This window comes from Devosia crocina (genome assembly GCF_900116545.1).
Lineage (GTDB): Bacteria > Pseudomonadota > Alphaproteobacteria > Rhizobiales > Devosiaceae > Devosia > Devosia crocina.
On record NZ_FPCK01000002.1, the window covers coordinates 562,447 to 580,436 of the forward strand.

At 62.2% G+C, this 17,990-nt stretch carries 16 protein-coding genes; 6 read left to right on the top strand and 10 right to left on the bottom strand.

Annotated elements, in window-relative coordinates:
* Positions 1–54: 54 nt before the first annotated feature.
* The 4 genes from BM364_RS12345 (at position 55) to BM364_RS12360 (ending at position 4,983) form a co-directional block, all read left to right on the top strand.
* Positions 55–1,533 carry an ABC transporter substrate-binding protein gene (locus BM364_RS12345; protein ID WP_092425005.1) on the top strand — a complete coding sequence of 493 codons (1,479 nt, stop codon included), beginning with the start codon at positions 55–57 and terminating at the stop codon, positions 1,531–1,533.
* Positions 1,534–1,650: 117 nt separating this feature from the next.
* Positions 1,651–2,601 (top strand): ABC transporter permease, encoded by a 951-nt coding sequence (locus BM364_RS12350; RefSeq protein WP_092425007.1) that lies wholly within the window; start codon positions 1,651–1,653, stop codon positions 2,599–2,601.
* Positions 2,598–3,446: an ABC transporter permease gene (locus tag BM364_RS12355; RefSeq protein WP_092425009.1), complete on the top strand. Its 849-nt coding sequence runs from the start codon at positions 2,598–2,600 to the stop codon at positions 3,444–3,446. The genes BM364_RS12350 and BM364_RS12355 overlap by 4 nt, the downstream gene beginning before the upstream one ends.
* The gene (locus BM364_RS12360) at positions 3,433–4,983 is read left to right on the top strand and encodes a dipeptide ABC transporter ATP-binding protein (protein ID WP_092425011.1); all 1,551 of its coding nucleotides are present in this window, start codon (positions 3,433–3,435) and stop codon (positions 4,981–4,983) included. The genes BM364_RS12355 and BM364_RS12360 overlap by 14 nt, the downstream gene beginning before the upstream one ends.
* On the opposite strand, the gene BM364_RS12365 is transcribed toward BM364_RS12360, so the two are convergent.
* The 8 genes from BM364_RS12365 to BM364_RS12400 all read right to left on the bottom strand — a co-directional run bounded on the left by BM364_RS12365 (position 4,980) and on the right by BM364_RS12400 (position 13,096).
* Positions 4,980–5,558, bottom strand: a complete 579-nt coding sequence (locus BM364_RS12365) for a UPF0149 family protein (protein ID WP_092425013.1) — start codon at positions 5,556–5,558, stop codon at positions 4,980–4,982. The two genes, BM364_RS12360 and BM364_RS12365, sit on opposite strands and share 4 nt — an antisense overlap.
* Before the next feature lie 48 nt (positions 5,559–5,606).
* Positions 5,607–6,920, bottom strand: a complete 1,314-nt coding sequence (locus BM364_RS12370; protein ID WP_092425015.1) for a GH1 family beta-glucosidase — start codon at positions 6,918–6,920, stop codon at positions 5,607–5,609.
* A gap of 110 nt (positions 6,921–7,030) precedes the next feature.
* Positions 7,031–8,089, bottom strand: a complete 1,059-nt coding sequence (locus BM364_RS12375; RefSeq protein ID WP_092425018.1) for an Mrp/NBP35 family ATP-binding protein — start codon at positions 8,087–8,089, stop codon at positions 7,031–7,033.
* A 100-nt stretch (positions 8,090–8,189) separates the two neighbouring features.
* On the bottom strand, positions 8,190–8,843 hold the full coding sequence (gene fsa / locus BM364_RS12380; RefSeq protein WP_092425020.1) for a fructose-6-phosphate aldolase: 654 nt from the start codon (positions 8,841–8,843) through the stop codon (positions 8,190–8,192).
* Between the two features lie 76 nt (positions 8,844–8,919).
* The gene (locus BM364_RS12385; RefSeq protein ID WP_092425022.1) at positions 8,920–10,104 is read right to left on the bottom strand and encodes an amino acid aminotransferase; all 1,185 of its coding nucleotides are present in this window, start codon (positions 10,102–10,104) and stop codon (positions 8,920–8,922) included.
* 78 nt (positions 10,105–10,182) lie between these two features.
* Positions 10,183–11,112, bottom strand: coding sequence for an electron transfer flavoprotein subunit alpha/FixB family protein (locus BM364_RS12390; protein WP_092425024.1), 930 nt, complete (start codon positions 11,110–11,112; stop codon positions 10,183–10,185).
* Entirely contained in the window at positions 11,112–11,870 is a 759-nt protein-coding gene (locus tag BM364_RS12395) for an electron transfer flavoprotein subunit beta/FixA family protein (protein ID WP_092425026.1), read from the bottom strand. Before BM364_RS12395 ends, BM364_RS12390 begins: the two co-directional genes overlap by 1 nt.
* A 251-nt stretch (positions 11,871–12,121) precedes the next feature.
* Positions 12,122–13,096, bottom strand: coding sequence for a DnaJ C-terminal domain-containing protein (locus BM364_RS12400; protein ID WP_092425028.1), 975 nt, complete (start codon positions 13,094–13,096; stop codon positions 12,122–12,124).
* Positions 13,097–13,209: 113 nt separating this feature from the next.
* Here BM364_RS12400 and pdxH point away from each other — a divergent pair, with 113 nt between their 5' ends.
* Together pdxH and BM364_RS12410 are read left to right on the top strand one after the other, a co-directional pair.
* The gene (gene pdxH, locus BM364_RS12405; RefSeq protein WP_092425351.1) at positions 13,210–13,839 is read left to right on the top strand and encodes a pyridoxamine 5'-phosphate oxidase; all 630 of its coding nucleotides are present in this window, start codon (positions 13,210–13,212) and stop codon (positions 13,837–13,839) included.
* A gap of 63 nt (positions 13,840–13,902) precedes the next feature.
* On the top strand, positions 13,903–14,727 hold the full coding sequence (locus BM364_RS12410; RefSeq protein WP_092425030.1) for a DUF1499 domain-containing protein: 825 nt from the start codon (positions 13,903–13,905) through the stop codon (positions 14,725–14,727).
* Positions 14,728–14,960: 233 nt separating this feature from the next.
* Here BM364_RS12410 and glpK read toward each other — a convergent pair whose 3' ends face one another.
* Both glpK and glpD read right to left on the bottom strand, forming a co-directional pair.
* Positions 14,961–16,445 carry a glycerol kinase GlpK gene (gene glpK / locus BM364_RS12415; protein ID WP_092425032.1) on the bottom strand — a complete coding sequence of 495 codons (1,485 nt, stop codon included), beginning with the start codon at positions 16,443–16,445 and terminating at the stop codon, positions 14,961–14,963.
* A gap of 50 nt (positions 16,446–16,495) precedes the next feature.
* Positions 16,496–17,989: a glycerol-3-phosphate dehydrogenase gene (gene glpD / locus BM364_RS12420; RefSeq protein ID WP_092425034.1), complete on the bottom strand. Its 1,494-nt coding sequence runs from the start codon at positions 17,987–17,989 to the stop codon at positions 16,496–16,498.
* Position 17,990: the final 1 nt, after the last annotated feature.

The following is a 17,990-nucleotide window of genomic DNA, read 5'->3' on the forward strand; positions in this document are numbered from 1 at the left end:
GCCTATACCTAGCCGCGGAAGCGCGCCCTTCGCGCCGGACCCTGGGAGAGACATATGAGAGTGACCAAATCCATTGCGCTGGCCAGTGCCGGTTTGCTGTTGGCCACCAGCCTGGCAGCGGCCCAATCCACCGAGATCCGCATCGGTGTGCCGCTCGAACCCCCTGCCCTCGATCCGACCGCCGGGGCCGCCGAAGCAATCGACGTCGTTGTCTACCAGAATGTCTTTGAAGGGCTGACGCGCATCGATGAAAACGGCGCGGTACAGCCGGGCCTCGCCTCGAGCTGGACAATCTCGGACGATGGGTTGACTTACCGCTTCTCCCTCAACCAGGGCGTCACCTTCCACGATGGCACGAGCTTTGAGGCAGAAGACGTCAAGTTTACCTTTGATCGCATTCTCGCCGAGGACAGCGTCAACGCGCAAAAGGCACTCTACTCCTCCATCGCCGATGTCAGCGTGATCGATCCTGCGACAGTGGAATTTACCCTTTCCCAGCCCGATGAGCTCTTTCTGTTCAACATCGGACGGGGCGACGCGGTGATCGTGGCACCGGAAAGCGCCGATAACAACGCCAGCATGCCGATCGGCACCGGCCCCTTTGCTTTCCTGCAATGGGATCGCGGCAGCCGCGTCATCCTTGAACAATATGGTCCCTATTGGGGGGAAAAGCCGGCGCTCACCAAGGCGAGCTACGTGTTCATCGGCGATACCGGCGCCATGACCAATGCGCTTCTTGCCGGCGATATCGACGGCACCTACAATTTTGCCGCCGAAGCCCTGCCGATCTTTGAATCCAATCCTCAGTTCCAGGTATTGGTCGGCACGACCGAAGGCGAGACGATCCTCTCCACCAACAATGCCAAGCCCCCCTTCGACCAGCTCGAAGTGCGCCAGGCCATGGCACATGCGATCAATCGCGACGAAATCGTCGAGGGCGCCACTTATGGATTCGGCGTGCCGATCGGCAGCCACTTCGCCCCCCACCACCCCTATTATCTCGATCTGACCGGCACCTATCCTTTCGACCCGGAAAGGGCACGCGAACTGCTGGCCGAAGCCGGCTTCCCCGATGGCTTCTCGGCCACGCTCAAGCTGCCGCCGGTTGCTTATGCACGGCTCTCGGGCCAGATCATCGCCAGCGAATTTGCCCAAGTAGGGATCGATCTTGAACTGATCAACATGGAATGGGCCCCCTGGCTCGAAGATGTCTTCGCCAACAAGGACTTCGACCTGACGATCATCAGCCATGTCGCACCCTTCGACATTGGCATCTATGCCAATCCCGACTACTACTTCGGCTACGACAACCCGCAGGTGCAGGCCCTCAACGAGGAGCTCAATGCCACGACCGACGAGGCCAGGCGCAAGGAACTTGCGCAAGAGCTCCAGACCATCATCGCCCAGGATGCGGTCAACGGCTTCCTGTTCGAACTGGCACAGACCGGTGTCTGGAATGCCAAGCTCGAAGGCATGTGGAAGAACGCGCCGGTCGAAGGTGTTGTGCTGCGTGACATCCGCTGGGTCGAGTAGGCCCCGCATTCAGGCGAGCCTGAAGGTCCTGCCGCCGCCCTCAAGCATCCCCATTCTCCCTCGACGCGGGAGAGGATGGGGTAAGCGGGCGAGCGGCGGCTGGCCCGAGGGAGAGCGATGACCAACTACATCCTCCGCCGCATCCTTGGATTCCTGGTCACGCTGCTCGTCGCTGCCGCGGTGATCTTCTTTCTGCTCGATCTCCTGCCCGGAGACCCTGCACGTTTTATTCTTGGCATCAATGCGAGCCCGGAAGCAGTGGCCGCCCTGCGTCAGCAGATGGGCCTCGATTCGCCTGCCCTTGCCCGCTTCGGCAGCTGGCTCATGGGCATGGTGCAAGGCGACTTCGGCCATTCCCAGACCCAGAGGCTTCCGGTTGCGCAACTCATAGCCGACCGTATGGCGGTGACCCTGCCACTGACACTTTTTGCAATGGTGATATCGGTTGCGGTCGGTCTCCCGCTCGGCATCCTCGCCGCGCGGCACCGTGGCAAGGCCACCGACACCGGGCTGATGATCCTCGCGCAGGTGGGCGTCGCCATCCCCAATTTCTGGTTTGGCATGCTGCTCACTCTTGCGTTTGCCGTCAGTCTGCGCTGGCTGCCGACGGGCGGTTTTTCGCCCTGGGCAGAGGATCCGGCCGCCGCCCTTCGGAGCCTCGTGCTGCCGAGCCTGGCGCTGGCCCTGCCGCAGGCGGCCATCCTTGCTCGGGTGATGCGCACGGCGCTCGTTGATGTATCGAGCCAGGACTATATCCGCACGGCACGCGCCAAGGGCATGACTTTTGGCGAGGCCATGTGGCGGCACGGGGTGCGCAACGCCCTTTTGCCGGTTCTCACTATTCTTGGCCTGCAGTTCGCCTTCCTGATTGCCGGCACAATCATCGTGGAAAACGTCTTCTACCTGCCCGGGCTCGGCCGCCTGATCTATACCGCGATCAACGAGCGCGACCTCGTCCTCGTGCGCAGCGCCACCATCATCCTGGTGCTTGCCGTCAGCTTGACCATGTTGGTCGTCGATCTTGCATATGGGCTGGTCGATCCGCGGCTGCGGGAGAAAAGCCGATGAGTTCGCGGCGCATCCTCGCCCATCCCGGCCTCGTTGTCGGACTGACTGCCACTGCAGGGTTCGCTCTGCTGGCGCTCGTCTCGCTTTTCTGGACGCCCTATCCGATCGGGGAGGTCTCGATTGCACGGCGTTTTGCGCTTCCCAGTGCAGAACACTGGCTGGGAACCGATCAGTTGGGGCGGGACATGCTTTCGCTGGTCATGTCGGGAACGCTGACGAGCTTCACCGTGGGCTCCATGGCCGTGGTCATCGGAGTGGGCATAGGGGTGCCGCTGGGCCTCGCGGCAGCGATCTACGGCGGCCTCGTGGAATGGCTGGTCTTGCGCTTTTCCGATCTCACCTTCGCCTTTCCAGCCGTGGTAATCGCCATTCTGATCGCAACGCTGATGGGGCCGGGGGCGAGCAATGCCATCATCGCGATAGGCATCTTCAATGTCCCAGTTTTTGCGCAGGTCGCGCGCGGGGGCACCCTGACGGTCTCGACGCTCGATTTCGTCGGTGCGGCACGCCTTGCCGGGCTGAGCCGGATCGGCATCGCCTGGCGTCATCTGCTGCCCAACATCATGAGCCTCATCATCGTCCAGGGTACGATCCAGCTTTCTCTCGGTATTCTTGCCGAAGCCGGGCTCTCCTATATCGGCCTTGGCACCCAGCCGCCCGAAACGAGCCTGGGCCTGATGTTGCGGGACGCACAGAGCCTTTTCCTGATCCATCCATCGCTCAGCCTTGTGCCTGGCCTTGCGATCGTGATCATCGTCATCGCGCTTAATATCGCCGGGGATGGCTTGCGCGACGTGCTCGATCCGCGGCTGCGCAGCCGGAGGCGTGCCGATGCCGCTCGTTGAAATCCAAGGCCTCACCATCAGCTTCGGCGGGCAACTTGCCCTTGAGGGACTTTCACTTGCGATCCAGAAAGGCGAGAGGTTCGGCATCATCGGGGAAAGCGGATCGGGGAAATCCCTGACGGGGCTCGCGATTGCAGGGCTTTTGCCTGAAGCCGCTGACGCTTCCGGTGTCGTCCTGCTGGACGGAGAGCCTTTGCCAGAGGACGAGAAGGCGATGGCAAGGCTGCGGGGCCAGCGCATCGGTATGGTCTTTCAAGAACCGATGACCGCGCTCAATCCACTCATGCGCGTCGGCGACCAGATCGAGGAAGCGCTGGCGCTGACGCAAGCGGACGCAGACATTTCAAATCTGCTGCAGGAGGTTGGTCTTGAAAGCGGCCACGCCCGGCGGTTTCCGCACCAGCTTTCAGGCGGTCAACGTCAGCGCGTCATGATCGCCATGGCCCTCGCCAACGCGCCGGATTTGATGATTGCCGACGAACCCACCTCGGCGCTCGATGTGATCACCCAACGCACCGTTCTCGACCTGATCCGCCATATCTGCGACCGGCGGCAGATGACACTGATCTTCATCAGCCACGACATGCGCGCGGTCGCCGCCCTGTGCGACAGGGTTGCCGTGCTCAGGGCCGGCAAGCTGATCGAAACGGGTCCGGTTGCCAATGTGCTCCGGGCGCCGGCTAGCCCCTATACGCAGGAGCTTGTGGCGGCGACGCGCATGATCCCTCGTCAGGATGGACCGCATGAAACCGGAGAGGTTCTGCTCGAAATCGACGGTCTTGGCCGAGCATTTCAGCAAGGAGGCTTCCTTGCATGGCGCCAGCCTACTCTGCTTGCTGTCGACGATGTCAGTTTCCTTGTTCGTCGCGGCGAGTGCCTGGCGCTGGTTGGACCATCTGGCTGTGGCAAGACTACCCTAGCCCGCATGATCGTCGGTCTCGACACGGCGAGTTCGGGGCAGATGCGTCTTGAGGGCACAGCCTATCATGGCAGCGACTTGCCGCCCTTGTTGCGCGCCGACATCTCGCTTGTGTTTCAAGACCCTTTCGGCAGCTTCAATCCGCGGCTGACAGTGGGCCAATCCATCGGCGAACCGCTGCGGCTCCTTCCGCGGCTTGCCACCGGGGAGCATGAGCAACGGCTTGTAGACGCAATCGTATCCGTGGGCCTCGATCCCGCGATGCTGTCGCGCTATCCGCACGAATTTTCCGGGGGCCAGCGCCAGCGCCTGGCCATTGCCCGTGCGCTGGTGACGCGGCCGAAGCTGCTTGTGCTTGATGAACCGGTTTCAGCCCTCGACGTTTCGGTGCGCGCTGACGTGCTCGACCTCCTCGCCCGTCTGCAGCAGCAGTTCGGCCTCACCTATGTGATCATCAGCCACGACCTCGATATGGTCGCGGCCATGGCTGATCGCGTGCTGGTTATGGAGAAGGGCCGCATCGTCGAAGAGGGCACCCCCGCAGCGCTCTTTGCCCAGCCTCGCCATCCGCTCACAAAGGCACTGATGGCTGCACGCCTGCCCGATCTTGCCGCCTAACTCTTGCGGTGCAGTTCATAAAGCAGAGATGCGGTATGGGCGAGAAGTCCGGGCATGGCTTCAACCATTTCGTCGTGATCTGCCCATTCTTCTTCACCTGCGGTTTCATCAGGTCCGCTATCGGGTTGCGCCAGCATGAGCGCTGAAGCCAGGCCCATGGCGGCATCGCCGCGCTCCTGACTTTCCGTGTCGCGCAGCAATTCGTCCCAGGCTTCGAAGCGCAGCAGCATGGCTTGCTGGAAACCGGCGAGCCATGCTTCCCAAACCACCTCTTCCTCTTCGTCATCGACCTCGTAGAGTGGGGCGAATTCATCGGCCGCCAGCTCCTGCTCGATCTGAGCGAGACGCGCCATCACGAGCGTTTCCAGTTCCTCGTGACCCGGTTTGAGCTGCCCGCGCTCGTCGGCAAGCCAGTCGAAGGGCCACCATTCCTCGCGTGCGATCGGCTCGGGGCTGACCACGATGGCGCACAGGAAACCATCGAGTTCGGTGAGCAGCATGGCGTCTTCGCCGGCTTCACCCAGCAAGGTTTCAAGCCTGAGCAGGGAATCGGAGAGATCGGAGAAATCGGTCATGAAAAAAGTCCGCACTGAAAACGAGGTCTGGTGCGGACCATTACACGTTCAACGCGTGTTGTGCAGCATGCCTTGGAAAGATCGATAGCTTGCCTTGGGCGTGCGCTCTTGCGTTTGGTAGTCCACATGGACGAGACCGAAGCGCTTGTTGTAGCCTTCTGCCCATTCGTAGTTGTCGAGCAAGGACCAGGCGAAATAGCCGCGCACATCGGCCCCGGCTTCGCGCGCGGCGAGAACTGCCTTGAGGTGATCGTCGTAATAGCGGACGCGGCGCGGATCGTCCTCGCCTTCCACCTCGGCCATACCGTTCTCGGTTACATAGAGCGGGATCTTTGTATATTCGGTGGCAACGCGAACCAGGAGATCCGACAACCCCTTGGGGTAGATTTCCCAACCGATATCGGTTTTCTCAAGATCGCCTGCGACCTGTTCCACCGGACGGCGGGGATCGTTCGAGGCCTTGTAGAGTCCGCGCGTATAATAATTGATGCCAAGCCAATCGAGCGGCCGGGAAACCACGGCCATGTCAGCCTCGTAGTTCTCCGGCAGATAGGGCGCGAGCCATTCGGTCAGTTCAGCGGGATACTGGCCCTTGAGAACGCCGCCGAGATACCAGCGGTTAAACAGCGCGTCGCCGAAATTGCAGGCTGACTTGTCGGCTTCGCTGTCCGAGGCTGGCTCTGATTTTTCGAGGTTAAGCACGATGCCGAGGTTCTTCGTGCCTGTTGCACGCAGGGCATCGATTGCTGTGCCATGGGCGAAAAGGACGTGATGCATGGCGCGCGCCGCAGCCCGCAGGTCACGATAGCCAGGCGCGTGAATGCCGAGGAAGTGGCTGAGGAAGGCCACGCACCACGGCTCGTTTATGGTTGCGGTGGCCGCGAGGCGGTCGCCGAACTTTTCGCCGACAAGCGTTGCGTAGTCCCCGAACCAGTTGGCGATATCGCGGTTCATCCAGCCGCCGCGATCCTGCAGCGCCGAAGGCAGGTCCCAGTGATAAAGGGTCGCGTAGGGTTTGAGCCCGCGCTCGAGCATTCCATCGATCAGGCGATCGTAGAAATCGATCCCGGCTTGGTTGACGGCCCCAGTGCCCTCGGGAAGAAGGCGCGGCCAGGCGATGGAAAACCGATAGGCATCGAATCCGCCATCGCGGATGAGATCGAGATCTTGTGGCCAGAGCTCGTAATGATTGCAGGCGTCGGCGCCGGTATCGCCATTTTTCACGTTGCCCGGGGTAGCCGAGAACGTGTCCCAGATCGAGGATCCGCGCCCGTCGAGCTGCCCGCCTTCGATCTGGTAGGCTGCGGTGGCCACACCGAAGGTAAAGTCGGAACCGAAATCCCGGCGATTGATCGTGAACATATCCCCTCCCCAGAAGCACAAGGCCCAGTGGACAAGGCGGATAACCCTTCAGAGTGGTTTATGCAATCGATTTCACCGCCAGCGATTGCTCGCTTCTAGCTGCTTTTGTCTCATGCCACTGTTGCCAGCAGCGTTCGCGCCACGTTGCGGTAAGCCAAGGCTTCTGGGCCATCTGGGAGGAGGGCAACAGGCGGGGCGCCGGCGTCGGAGTGTTCGCGGATCGACATGACAAGGGGAATAGCGCCGAGAAAGGGAATGTCGAGGCGCGCAGCGGCCCTTTCGGCGCCGCCAGTACCAAAAATATCGTATCGATTGCCGGTATCGGGAGCGATGAAATAGCTCATGTTCTCGATGAGCCCCAGGACCGGCACGGACATGCGGCGCAGCATGTCGATGGCCTTTTGCGCGTCGATCAAGGCGAGGTCCTGCGGCGTCGAGACGATGACGACGCCATCGACGATCGTTTGCTGGAAGAGCCCGATATGGATGTCGCCCGTGCCCGGGGGCAGGTCGATAACGAGAACATCGAGATCGCCCCAATCGGTTTCGCGAAGCAGTTGCCGCAGACCGGAGGTCGCCATGGGGCCGCGCCAGACGACGGCCTGACCGGGAACAAGCATCGAGCCGATCGACATGACCTTGAGGCCAAAGGCCCCGTGAGGCTGAAAAATGCCGTCATCGCGCAGGGCTGTGCGGCCTTCGATGCCTAGGAGCTTGGGAATGGACGGGCCGTAGAGGTCAGCGTCGAGCATGCCGACCTTGAGCCCCTCGGCGGCAAGGGAAAGAGCGAGATTGACCGAAGTGGTCGACTTGCCAACACCGCCTTTGCCGGAGCCAACGGCGATGATGCGGCGAACGCCTTGAACACGAGTCTTGCCCTGCGGCTGGGGTGAACCGTGGGAAAATTTGGGCCCCGCCTGCTTTTCCGCCGTGATCGAGACCAACACCTTGCGCGATCCGGCAAGCTGTTGAGCGATGCCGATTGCCGCTTCCCGGGCAGGGCCGAAGGCAGCTTCCATGCCGGGCGCGACACCGATGGCAAAGGCCAGGGCGCTGGGCGTGACGATGATTTCCGAGAGCCCTGAATAACTTGCAAGATCGCCGCCGCCCGGGATTTCGATGGCAGCAAGGGCAGCTTTAATCTGGGCGGCGAGTTCAGTATCGGCCATTTCCGTCCCTGAAAGAGAAGACCTCACCCATGCGGTGCGCGGGCGAGGTCTTGAAGTCTGGTCCCGGACAACCCAGAACCGATCAAACGATTGGTCGCCCTTAGAGGATCGACTGGCCGGTGCCGGCCCAATCCTTGAGGAAGCCCTCGATGCCCGCATTGGTGAGCGGGTGGTTGGCGAGCTTCTTGATCACATCGGGCGGGATGGTTGCAACATCGGCGCCAGCAAGGGCGACTTCAGTCACGTGGTTGGGCGAACGGATCGAGGCGGCCAAGATCTGGGTCTCGAAACCGTAGTTGTCATAGATCTGGCGGATGTTTTCGATCAGTTCGATGCCATCGAGGTTGATGTCATCGAGACGGCCGATGAAGGGCGAGATATAGGTTGCGCCGGCCTTAGCAGCCAGAAGCGCCTGATTGGCCGAGAAGCAGAGGGTAACGTTGGTCTGAATACCCTTGTCCTTGAAGTGCTTGGTGGCCTTGAGGCCAGCCAGCGTCAGCGGCAGCTTGATTACGACATTGGAGGCGATCTTTGAGAGGTGCTCGCCTTCGGCAACCATGCCGTCGAATTCAAGGCTCGCCACCTCGGCCGATACCGGGCCCGGTACGATGCCGCAAATTTCGGCGATAACTTCCTTGAAGTCGCGGCCCGACTTGGCGATCAGCGAAGGATTGGTGGTGACACCATCGAGCAGGCCCGTTTCATAGAGTTCCTTGATGGCGGCGGTATCTGCGGTATCGACAAAGAACTTCATCGTTTTCTCCTTGGGAGCTGTGGTGTCCCGGCCGGCGGCCGGAGGCTAGGCAGGCGGCACGCGGCCGCGGTTCGGATCAGCGTATGGCGCCCAGAAACGCATCGGCAAGGTCGCCGACGCGATCTTCCGGTATTCCAGCGATATTGATGCGACTATCCCCAGTCATATAGACCCCGTTTCCGGCTTTTAGGTGTTCGACCGCATCATTGGTGAGCCCAAGAAGCGAGAACATACCGCGGTGGTCGGCGACAAAGTCGAAATCGGTGGAGTTGGAGCGCTCGCGGATAGCATCTGCAAGTTTTTTTCGCAGTGAAATCATGCGATTACGCATCACGCCCAGCTCTTCTTCCCATTCGGCGCGCAGGGCTGCGTCCTCAAGGATGGTGCGAATGATTTCCGCACCATGATCGGGCGGCTGGGAATAAGCGCCGCGAATGATGTTGAGCAGCTGCGAATTGGTGATATCGGCTTCTTTTGCGTCACGTGCGACGAGAATTGCCGCCCCGACACGTTCGCGATAGAGCCCGAAATTCTTCGAACCCGAGAATGCTACCAGAGCTTCCGGGACCGAGGAGAGAATTTTGCGGGTGCCATAGGCATCGGCTTCGATGCCATCGCCGAAGCCGAGATAGGCCAGATCGACGAACGGCAGTGCGCCGGTGCGCTTGAGGCTTTCGGCCACCTGGTCCCACTGCGCGTCGGTGAGGTTTGCGCCTGTGGGATTGTGGCAGCAGCCATGCAGCAGCACCACGTCGCCGGCACCAAGTTCGTCAAGCGCTGCAAGCATTTGCTCGAACTTGACGCCGCGTGTTTCGGTGTCGAAATAGGGATAGGTCGCGACCTTGAGGCCCGCATTAAGCGCGATCGGATTGTGGTTGGCCCAGGTCGGATCCGAAACATAAACGGTAGCGCCGGGGCGAGCGCGGTTGATCAGCTGCATCAGCACCCAGAGCGAGCCGGTGCCGCCCGGGGCCTGCGCGATGCGGACGCGGGAGCGCTCGACGCTGTCGGCAAGAACGAGGTCGAGCACGGCGGAGCCGAAACCCTTGTTGCCGGCGATCCCCAGGTAAGTCTTTGTTTTTTCGTTCGAAAGGATCTTCTCTTCGGCTTTGCGGACCGAAGTCATGATTGGGGTCACACCCTTTTCGTCCTTGTAGACGCCGACGCCGAGGTCGATCTTGGTGGGGCGCGCGTCGGCCGCATACTCGCCCATCAGCGCAAGGATCTTGTCGCCTGGGGCCTGTGAGAGGGTTTCGAACATGTGTGGAAGTCCGGTGAAAAGACGCCGTCTTTATAGGCGGCTCTGGGATTTTTGCAATTGCAAGACAGCGATCTCAGACTAACGGTTGAGACCCAATTTCTCGAGTTCGGCAGTCAATTGTGGAAGAATTTCAAAGAGATCGCCGATCAGCGCCACATCTGCGATTTTGACGAGCGGGGCTTCGGGATCGGTGTTGATGGCGAAAATCGTTTTGGCGCCCTGGATGCCGGCAAGGTGCTGCAGCGCGCCGGAGATGCCGATGGCGATATAGAGATCGGGGGCGATGATCTTGCCGGTCTGGCCGATCTGCCAATCGTTGGGCGCGTAGCCGGCATCGACGGCAGCGCGGGTCGCACCGACGGCAGCACCGAGCGTTTTACCAAGCTTTTCAATGAGTCGAAAACCTTCGGCCGAGCCAACCGACACGCCGCCGCCGATGACGATCTGGGCTGTCGCAAGGTCTGGCGTGTCGCTGTCGGTGCGGTGGGCAGCGAGGAAGCGTGCGGCGGAAGCGATTGAAATATCGAGCTTTTCGACCGGGGCAGCGTTGTCCGAAGCTGCCGGACGGAAGGCGGAGGCGCGGAACGTGAGCAGGTGCTTGGGCTGCGGATCGACCACAGTTTCCAGTGCATTGCCGGCATAGATGGGGCGTGTGAACCGGCTGGGACCGTGGATCTCGATGATGTCGGTGACCGGCTGGATGTCGAGTGCGGCAGCCAGGCGCGGCACGACGTCTTTGCCCACAGATGCTGCGCTTGCGATAACATATTGGTAGCGTCCGGCCGCACTTAACAGCGCATTGGTGACGGATTCGCTGGTGTTTTGTGCCGTGACTGTCAAAACCTTTGAGACACCGGCCAGCGCTGCGGCATTCGCAGCGATCGCATCGGGATTGTCCGCCACCACCATGACGTCGATGGGGCCAAAGGCACTCACCGCAGCAACCAGCCGCGCTGTCGACGGCGAGAGTTCACCCTTGTCGTGATCGGCAAGCAAGAGAACCGACATCAGAGCGCCTCCATCTCGTTGACCTGTGCGGCGATGGCAGCGGCAAATTCGGAAACCGAAGCGACGGTCTTGCCGGCAAGGCGTTCGGTGGGCGGGGATATCTTTTCGATGGTCAGGCGGGACGCAAGGTCGATACCGAACTCGGTGGCCGGGCGGACGGCGAGAGGTTTGGAGCGCGCCTTCATCACCATAGGCAGGGCGGCATTGCGCGGGGTGTTGAGGCGGAGATCGGCGGTGACGACAGCCGGCAGCGGCACGGCGATAGTTTCGCGGCCGTAATCGACCTCGCGGGTGACTTCCAATTCGGCACCCTTGACGACGATCCCGGAGGCGAAGGTCGCTTGCGGCCGGTTGGTCAGGGCGGCCAGCATCTGGCCGACATGATTGGAGTCATCGTCCACGGCCTGTTTGCCGAGGAGCACGAGGTCGGGCTGCTCTTCCTCGACCACCTTGGCGAGCAGCTTGGCAATAACAAGGGTTTCGAGTGCGGCGTCGGTTTCGATCAGAAGACCGCGATGGGCGCCCATGGCGAGCGCGGTCAGGATGACGTCATTGCTCTGCTTGGGGCCGATCGAGACCACAACGATTTCGGAGGCTTCGCCCTTTTCGCCGAGCTGGACCGCGGCTTCCACGGCGTGCTTGCAGAAAGGATTAATCGACATGCGCACGCCCGATGTTTCGACACCCGTGCCATCGGGGCGGACGCGAATACGGACATTGTGGTCGACGACGCGCTTGACGGCGACGAGGATTTTCATGGGCGGCTCCGGCTTTGCCGGTTCAATGGCAGGTTGGGCCCCGTGGGGCAAGGCAGGAGAAGGGAATTTCGGTTCGGCTCTGGCAGGAATGTTAGAAAGCGGTGCTGCCCGGATATTGGAGACGCCGGCGTAAGCTTGGCAGAGGCGGAATAGAGACTCTGCGGCCCCCTTCCAAGCCCTCCCCACAAGGGGAGGGGTTTTTGGAGCGTATGGCGTCTGGAGCGAAATGAAGGGTTGGCTCGCCTTCGCGATCAGTCGCGGACTTTGTACGGCTTTTGATCGCGCATGAAGCGAGCGAGAGCCTCCAGGTCGGGATCGCCGCCCGGCGGCATCACGACGCGCAGGTTCACGTAGAGATCGCCATCGCCGTAAAGACCCTTGCCCTTGAGGCGCAGGGCCTTGGAGGTGTCGACGCCAGGCGGGAGGTTGAGTTCCACCGAACCGTCGAGGGTGGGCACGCGCACCTTGGCGCCGAGCACGGCTTCATAAAGCGTCACGGCCACATCGGTGCGCACATCGTGCCCATCGCGGCGAAACACCTTGGACTTTTCAAAGCGCACCGTGACCAGGGCATCGCCGGGCTCGCCAAAGGGGGAGGGCGTACCCTGCCCCTTGAGGCGGATCTGCTGACCTTCTTCGACCTTTTCAGGCAGCTTGACCGAAAGCAGCTTGCCGGTGGGCATGCGCACGGAAACCGCGGCCGCCTTGTGCGCATCTTCGAGCGAGACGGCGACATTGACCACAACGTCCTCGCCCTTGCCGGTGCGGGTGCCGGCTCCAGCGCCCGCGCTGCCGCCCATGCCCTGGGTAAAGGGATCCCATTGCGCGTTGCCGGCGCCGGCGGTCCGGCCACCGGCCGCGCCGCGCGGCTGACCGCCGAAACCGCTCATGAATTCCTTGAGAATATCTTCGGCCGAAAAGCCACCTGCACCAGCACCCGCGCCAGTGCGCGCACGCCCTGCCCCGGCGCCGAAACCGCCATTGCCGAAGCCGGCAAAGCGCGGATTGCCATCCGCATCGATCTCGCCGCGGTCGAACTGGCCGCGCTTTTCAGCATCGTTCAGCAGGTCATAGGCATGGGTTGCCTCAGCAAACTTGCCATGTGCCGAAGGGTCATCAGGGTTCTGGTCGGGGTGATATTTCTTGGCCAGCTTGCGATAGGCGGACTTGATGTCCTTTTCGCTTGCGGACCGCGGCACCCCAAGCACGGTGTATGGATCGCGCATTTGGTCCTATCTGTTCGGGTCGGGCGTTGCTTCGCCCACATTTGCAGTCCTATATGGCGACGCCCCCCTGGCTTGTCCAGTTTCCGGGGACGGAAAGCGCAGGAAATATAACGATGCTGCAAACGCTCACCGAACGCCTGTTCGACGATGGCGATCGATCCGACCTCGATCCTTTTGCCGTGTTCGAGGAATGGTTTGCCCTGGCCAATGAGAGCGAACCCAACGATCCCCACGCCATGGCGCTGGCGAGTGCGGACGAGACCGGCCTGCCCGATGTGCGCATGGTGCTGCTCAATGCGCGGGACGCGCGCGGCTTCTGCTTTTTCACCAATTTCGGCTCGGACAAGGGGCGGCAGCTGCTGGCCAATCCGCAGGCCGCGGCCGTGTTTCACTGGAAGAGCCTGCGCCGGCAGATCCGCCTTCGGGGGCCCGTGGAGGTGGTGAGCCCTGCCGAATCGGACGCCTATTTCGCATCGCGCCATCGCGGCAGCCAGATCGCATCGGCTTCTTCGCTGCAGTCGCGTCCGCTTGAAAACCGCAATGCCTTGATCGAGCGGGTCGAAAGGCTGACCGCTGAGCTTGGCGATAATCCCGTGCCGCGGCCAGAGCACTGGGCCGGGTTCCGGATTAAGCCGGTGATGATGGAATTCTGGAAGGACGGACAATATCGCCTCCACGACCGTGTGCGCTTCGTGCGCGACACGCCCGAGAGGAATTGGACGAGCAACCGGCTTTACCCCTAAGCGTTCAGCGAAGCGAAACACCTTTCCCCCTAATCTCGAGCGTCAGCAAGGGAATGACTGTTCGTGCGCATCGTCATCAAAACCTCGAAATGGGCCATTTGGGCGCGCCGTCTGGGCAGCCTGACCATTCCGCTCCTGGTTTTGCCGGTGTTGCTGCACCACCTGCGGCTGATCGATTCCCCAGCGTTTTTCGTGGCCGCGCTTGTTGGGCTCGCCGTGTCCCTGATGGCGCTCCTCGTCTCGCTCGTGGCGCTGGTGCGTCTTTGGTATACGGGCGACCAGGGCTGGAGCCGCGCGCTGGTGGGGCTTTTTCTGGCGCATGTTTGCCTTATGCCCTTCGGCTGGTACGGATACCTTGCGCAGAAATATCCACCGGTGACCGATATCGCGACCGTGGCGCGCGGGGAATTGCCGCTGCTGTTCTTGCCGGACATGGCGAACATGCCCCCTCCCATGCTGATCTCCCCCGCCGATCAGGAGCGAATCTTTCCCAATGCGGCGACGCGCACCTATCCGCTCGATGCGGCCCAGCTTTTTGCGCTGGTGCTGCGCCTTGCCGAGGGCTCCGGCTGGGATTTGAGGCTCAGCCGCGAACCGGGAGCCGATGGGACGCCGGGGCGGATCAATGCGCGCATCGTGACCCTGCCCGGCTGGATCGAGGAAGCTGTGTTGCGGGTCGAGAGCGTGCCCGGTGGTGCCGCGCTCGACATGCGTTCGGCTTCGATCAACGCGCCGCACGATTTCGGCTCCAATGGCAAGCGGATCGAAAACTTCATGATCGCGCTCGATCTCGAAGTGACGACGCTGCTGCGCGACAACCCCAATGCCAACCAGCCGGTCGAAGATGACGACGAGGAACCGGCACCTGCCGTAGAAGGCGAGGAGTAGCCTCCTTTCGGGCCCTCCCCATCAAGCCTCTCGCTGGTCGGGAGGGGCAAGGCTAGAGGTAGAGCCCCTCACCCTAACCCTCTCCCCAGAGGGGCGAGAGGATTGGATCGAGTGTGGGGCAGTTGCGGGTTACATTCGCCTGTCTGGTCCTCCCTCTTTCGCCTCTTTAGGAGAGTGCACGGGGAAATCGGGGCGGATCCGGTTCTCAATCAACGCAGGACATGGAGCGCTCTTCACTGCGTCAGAACGCGGCGGACGGCGTCGTCCCAACCGGCGAGTTTTTCGGCGCGCTGGTTTTCGTCCATTTCCGGCTCGAAGCGCTGGTCGCGCGCCCAGGCGGCGGCGAACTCGTCCATGCCGGGCCAGACGCCGGCCTTCATGCCGGCAAGCCAGGCAGCGCCAAGGGCGGTGGTTTCAAGGATCGTCGGGCGATCGACCGGGGCATCGAGCACATCGGCAAGAAATTGCATGGTCCAATCCGAGGCCACCATGCCGCCATCGACGCGCAGCACGGTTTCGGTGCCGTCACGGGTCCAGTCCTTGCGCATGGCTTCGAGCAGGTCGCGCGTCTGGTAGCACACCGCCTCGAGCGCGGCGCGGGCGATCTCGGCGGGCCCGGTATTGCGGGTAATGCCAAAAATGGCGCCGCGCGCCTCCGCATCCCACCAGGGGGCGCCGAGGCCTACAAAGGCGGGGACCATGTAAACGCGCTGGCTCGGGTCCGCGGAACGCGCGAGGGGGCCGGTCTGGCTCGCCTCAGTGACCAGTTTGAGCCCGTCGCGGATCCACTGCACCGCGGCCCCGGCAATAAAGATCGAGCCTTCAAGCGCATAGGTGGTCTGCCCGTCGAGGCGATAGGCGATGGTGGTCAAGAGCCGGTTGTCCGAGCGCACCATGTCCTTGCCGGTATTGAGCACGGCAAAGCAGCCGGTTCCATAGGTCGATTTGACCATGCCGGGCGCAAAACAGGCCTGGCCGATGGTTGCGGCATGCTGATCACCGGCGACGCCCAGGATCGGGATCTCCCCGCCGAACAGGGTGCTTGTGCCGAAATCATCGGCGCAATCCTTGACTTCGGGCAGGAGCGCGGCGGGGATCTCGAGAAGCCTAAGCAGATCATCGTCCCAGTGGTTGCGGGCAATGTCGAAGAGCAGGGTGCGCGCCGCGTTGGTGGCGTCGGTCGCGTGCACCCGTCCCTCGGTCAGCCGCCAGATCAGGAAGCTGTCGATGGTGCCGAAGGCCAGTTCCCCCGCCTCCGCCTTTTCGCGCGCGCCCTCGACCTTATCGAGCAACCACTTGACCTTGGTGCCGGAAAAATAGGGGTCGAGCAGCAGGCCGGTGCGCTCGGTAAAAAGCGGCTCGTGCCCCTTTTGCTTGAGATCGGCGCAGATCGCGGCGGTGCGGCGGTCCTGCCAGACAATGGCATTGTGGATCGGCTTGCCGGTCTTTCTGTCCCAGATGACGACGGTTTCACGCTGGTTGGTGATGCCGATGGCAGCGATATCGGCAGCGGTGATCCCGGCCTTGTCGAGCGCGGTCCGGATGGTGGCGGTGACGCTGTTCCAGATGTCCTCGGGGTCGTGCTCGACCCAGCCATCCCGGGGGAAGATCTGCCGGAACTCCTGTTGCCCGGTGCCCACGATCCGCCGTTCGCCGTCGAACACGATGGCCCGGCTCGACGTGGTACCCTGATCGATGGCCAGGATGAAATCGGTCATGAATTGCTCCTCCAGAACTCTTGGACGCCCCGACCCGGTGCCGCTGCGGGCTACTTGCGGCTCCTCAGATAGGCTTCGAGCCGGGCAGTGTCTTCGGCGCCGACGCGCAGGCCCAGCTTGGTGCGGCGCCAGAGCACGTCTTGTGCCGTGCGGGCCCACTCCTGTTCAACAAGGTAGATCACTTCGCGGGCGAAAAGATCGTGGCCGAAATTCTGCTCGAGATCGCCGGGGGTCCGAGCATCGCCAAGAAGAATGCGGGCCTTGGTGCCATAAAGGCGCATCAACCGGCGCAGCAGGGTGCCCGGCAGCTCCGGATAATCGAGGCCAAGCCGGCGCACTTCCGCGTCGAAGCTGAGGGGACCGAAATCGCCGCCGGGCAAGGTGCTGACCTTGGTCCAGGCCGGATTGCGGTGCCCGAGCACCTCCTCGACCTTTTCGAGAACCGATTCGGCGAGCCGGCGGGAGGTGGTGAGTTTGCCGCCGAACACGTTGATCACAGCCCCGCTTGCCTTGTCGCCTTCGAGCTTGAGGACGTAATCGCGCGTTGCCTCCTGGGCCGCGCTCGCGCCATCGTCAAAGAGCGGCCGGACGCCTGAATAGGTCCAGGCGATCTGGTCGCGGGTGACGGGCCTGGCGAAATATTCGCTGGCCGCCGACAGCAGGTAATCGGTCTCTTCGGCGGAGATCGTTACGTCCTTGGGATCGCCCTGGTAGTCGCGGTCGGTGGTGCCGATCAGGGTGAAATCATCCTGATAGGGGATGGCGAAAATGATGCGGCCGTCCCCGTTCTGGAAGATATAGCAGCGGTCGTGGTCATAGAGCTTCCTGACCACGATATGACTGCCCTGGACGAGCCGCACGTTGTGGGCGCCGTTTTTGCCCATGACGCCGTTGATCACCTGGTCGACCCAGGGACCGGCGGCATTGACGATCATCCTGGCGCGCACGGTCTGCTGCCCGCCTTCGCCATCGAGCGCTATGGTCCAGCCGCCATTGTCGCGGCGTGCCGAGGTCACTTTGGTGCGCGGATAAATGGTGGCGCCCTTGTCGGCGGCGTCGCGCGCATTGAGCACGACGAAGCGGGCATCATCGACCCAGCAATCGCTATATTCAAAGCCCAGGCGATAGCCTGGCTTGAGCGGCTTGCCGGTGACGTCGCGGGTCAGGTCCAGCGTCTTGGTGGGCGGCAGGAGCTTCCGGCCGCCCATATAATCGTACATGGCAAGTCCGGTACGCAGCACAAAGGCGGGGCGCAGGCCCTTGTGGTGCGGCAGAACGAACCGCAGCGGCCAGATGATGTGCGGCGCGGCGGCCCAGAGGATTTCCCGCTCGGCCAGCGCCTCATGCACGAGGCGGAATTCATAGTGTTCGAGATAGCGCAGGCCACCGTGGATGAGCTTGGTGGCGGCCGAACTCGTGCCCGAAGCGAAGTCGTTCATTTCCGCAAGACCTACGGAGAAGCCGCGGCCCTGGGCGTCGCGGGCGACACTAGCGCCATTGATGCCTCCGCCGATCACGAATAGGTCGAACTGCGCCTCGGTCACA